Origin of the sequence: Actinomadura logoneensis, from assembly GCF_003428695.1 — a bacterium.
GTDB lineage: Bacteria > Actinomycetota > Actinomycetes > Streptosporangiales > Streptosporangiaceae > Spirillospora > Spirillospora logoneensis.
The window spans coordinates 1-2,890 of sequence record NZ_QURH01000690.1 but is presented as its reverse complement, the minus strand read 5'-3'; the positions used below and the strand labels follow the sequence as shown (position 1 = coordinate 2,890).

General features: G+C 76.4%; 1 protein-coding gene and 1 pseudogene. One reads left to right on the top strand and one right to left on the bottom strand.

What is annotated here, in order from left to right; all coding sequences use genetic code 11:
- Nucleotides 1-229: pseudogene (locus DZF91_RS25745) on the bottom strand (hypothetical protein); the annotation flags it as partial.
- Between the two features lie 463 nt (nt 230-692).
- On the opposite strand from DZF91_RS25745, the gene DZF91_RS25740 reads away from it, so the two are divergent.
- On the top strand, nt 693-2,633 hold the full coding sequence (locus DZF91_RS25740) for an elongation factor G (protein WP_117359789.1): 1,941 nt from the start codon (nt 693-695) through the stop codon (nt 2,631-2,633).
- The last annotated feature ends 257 nt before the right edge of the window (nt 2,634-2,890 follow it).

Here is a 2,890-nt window from a genome sequence, read left to right as displayed (position 1 = left end):
CGGACGACGCGTCCACCACGCCGCGCGGCGGGCCGGCGGCGGGCGCGGGGTCGAGCTCGACCGCGACGACCTGGCCGCCCGCGCCGAACGCGTCGTCCGCGATCGCCAGCAGGTCGGCGGGGTCCGCGCCGTCGGGCACGTCCGGCCCCCACACCGCGCCGTGGTCCGCCAGGACGAACCGGGACCCGGAACGGCCGTTCCACGCGTCGAGCGTCGTCAGCAGCAGCACGGGACGACTGTAGCCCGCGTGTCCGCGCGACCCGCCCGGCGGCCCGCCCGGTGGCCCGGCGGAAGGGATCAACACCGCCTCCGACGTGCGTTGATCGGATGTTGATCGCCGTCCGGCAGGGTGGATGGCGCACGGTCGGGGAGGCGTCGGGACGACCGCGGGGTCAGGGGAACCCGTGCGGGGGCCGTCCGGTCGCGGAGGCCGTGCGGACTTGAGCCGGATGGATGGCCGTGTCCCAGGGGGATCCGGCGCGGCCATCCACCGGCCAGGCCGTCTCCGGCGCCGTCCGGACCGTCCGACGCGAAACGCCGTCCCGCGCGAAATCCGGTTGCTCCGGCACGAGGCGTGCGGGCATCGTGGTGCGGTCAGGCAGCCGAGCGAGGAGAACGGTCCCGAATGCGCCAGGTCCAGGTGATTGCTCAGAGCCGTATCCGGACGAGTGCTCCCAGGGACCTGACCTCACATGACCGTTCTCAACCTCGGCGTGCTCGCGCACGTGGACGCGGGGAAGACCAGCCTCACTGAACGCCTGCTGTTCGACGCCGGCGCGATCGGCCGCCTCGGCGGCGTGGACGCCGGCGACACCCACACCGACACCGGTGACCTCGAACGGCGTCGCGGCATCACGATCCGCTCGGCCGTCGCGTCGTTCGCGCTCGGCGGCCTGACCGTCAACCTCGTGGACACGCCGGGCCACACCGACTTCACCGCCGAGGTGGAGCGCGCGCTCGGCGTGCTGGACGCCGCCGTCCTGGTGCTGTCCGCCGTGGAGGGCGTGCAGGCGCGCACCCGCGTGCTGGCCCGCATCCTGCGCCGCCGCGCCGTCCCGACGCTGCTGTTCGTCAACAAGATCGACCGGACGGGCGCGCGCGACGCCGACCTGCTGGCGACCGTCCGCGCCCGGCTGTTCCCGGGAACGATCGCGCTGAACGAGGTGCACGGCGCCGGCACCCGGGGCGTCCGGACGGTGGCGCACGACCTCGCCGATCCGGTGTTCCGCGAGGCCGCCGCCGAGATCCTCGCCGAGCACGACGACGCGCTCCTCGCCGACCTCGTGGACGGGCGCGTCCCCGGGCCGTCCCGGGTGCGGGCCGCGCTGCGCGCGCAGACCGCCGCCGCCCGGGCGACACCGCTGGTCTTCGGCTCGGCGCTGAACGGCCAGGGCGCGCGCGACCTGCTCGACGCGATCGCCGCGTACCTGCCGCCCGCGCGGGGCGACGCGTCCGCTCCCGTCCACGGGACGGTCTTCGCGCTGGAGCGTGCGGCGGGCGGCGAGAAGACCGCCGTGGTGCGCGTCTTCGACGGACGCCTCCGTCCGCGCGACAAGGTGCTCCTGCGCAGCCATGACCTGCCCGAACGCCTCGCGCGCGTCACCTCCTTCCGCGGCACGGCGCGGACGGCGGGTCCTGGCGACATCGTGCGCGTGCGCGGGCTGGCCGAGGCGCGCGTGGGTGACGTCGTCACCGCTCCCGGCGGGGCGGTCACGGCGGACGTCCGGGAACCGGAGTTCGGACGTCCGACCCTGGAGACGGTCGTGCGCGCGCCGGACGGCGCGGACGCGTCGCGTCTGCGGGCCGCGCTGCTGAGGCTGGCCGAGGAGGACCCGCTGATCGGCGTCGCGCCCCTCTCGGACGGGACGACCGCGCTGCGCCTGTACGGGGAGGTGCAGAAGGAGGTCATCGCCGCGACGCTGCGCGAGGCCTTCGGCGTGGAGGCCGCGTTCGAGGAGAGCCGGATCGTCCACGTCGAGCGTCCCGCCGGGGTGGGCGAGGCGGTCGAGGACATGGACTGGCGACGGCGGCGTCCGGACTTCTGGGCGACGGTCGGGCTGCGCGTCGAACCCGGACCGCCCGGATCGGGGGTCGTGTTCCGCCGGGAGACCGAGCTCGGCGCGCTGCCCGCCGCGTTCGACCGGGCGATCGTCGAGACCGTCCTGCTGACGCTGCGGGAGGGGCTGCGGGGCTGGCCGGTCACGGACTGCGCGGTCACGCTGACGGCCTCGGGGTTCGCGGGGCCGGTGAGCACGGCGGCCGACTTCCGGGGGCTGACGCCGATCGTCCTCATGCGCGCGCTCGACCAGGCCGGGACGCGCGTCCACGAGCCCTACCACCGGTTCGAGCTGGAGATCCCGGAGGACGCGCTGAGCGCGGTGACCTCGCGTCTGGCCGCCCTCGGCGCGGACGTGCGGGACGCCAAGCCCGACTCGGGCGGCTGGCGGATCGAGGGCGAGCTGCCGGCCCGCCGGGTCGCGGCGTTCGAGCGGGAGCTGCCGGGGCTGACGGGCGGCGACGGCGTCTGGTGGCCGCGTCCGTCCGGGGACCGGCCGGTGGCGGGACGTCCGCCGACGCGTCCGCGCACCGGCCCGGACCCCCTGGACCGCGACGCCTACCTCCGCGGACTCTGAGCGTCGTCCCGCCGCGGACTCTGAGCGTCGTCCCGCCGCGGTCTCCGGCCGCCGTTCCTCGGTGAACTCCGACCGCCGTCCGCCGCGTCCGCCGTCCGCCGCGTCCGCCGTCCGCCGCGTCGGCCGCGTCCGCCGTCCGCCGCGTCCGCGCTCCGGGTCACTCCATCTCGGAGAGGCGGGCGGGGTCGAAGCTGATCGGGAACGGCGCGTCCAGGCGGACGTCCTCGCCCGCGCGGGCGCGCCGCCGCGCCCGGTAG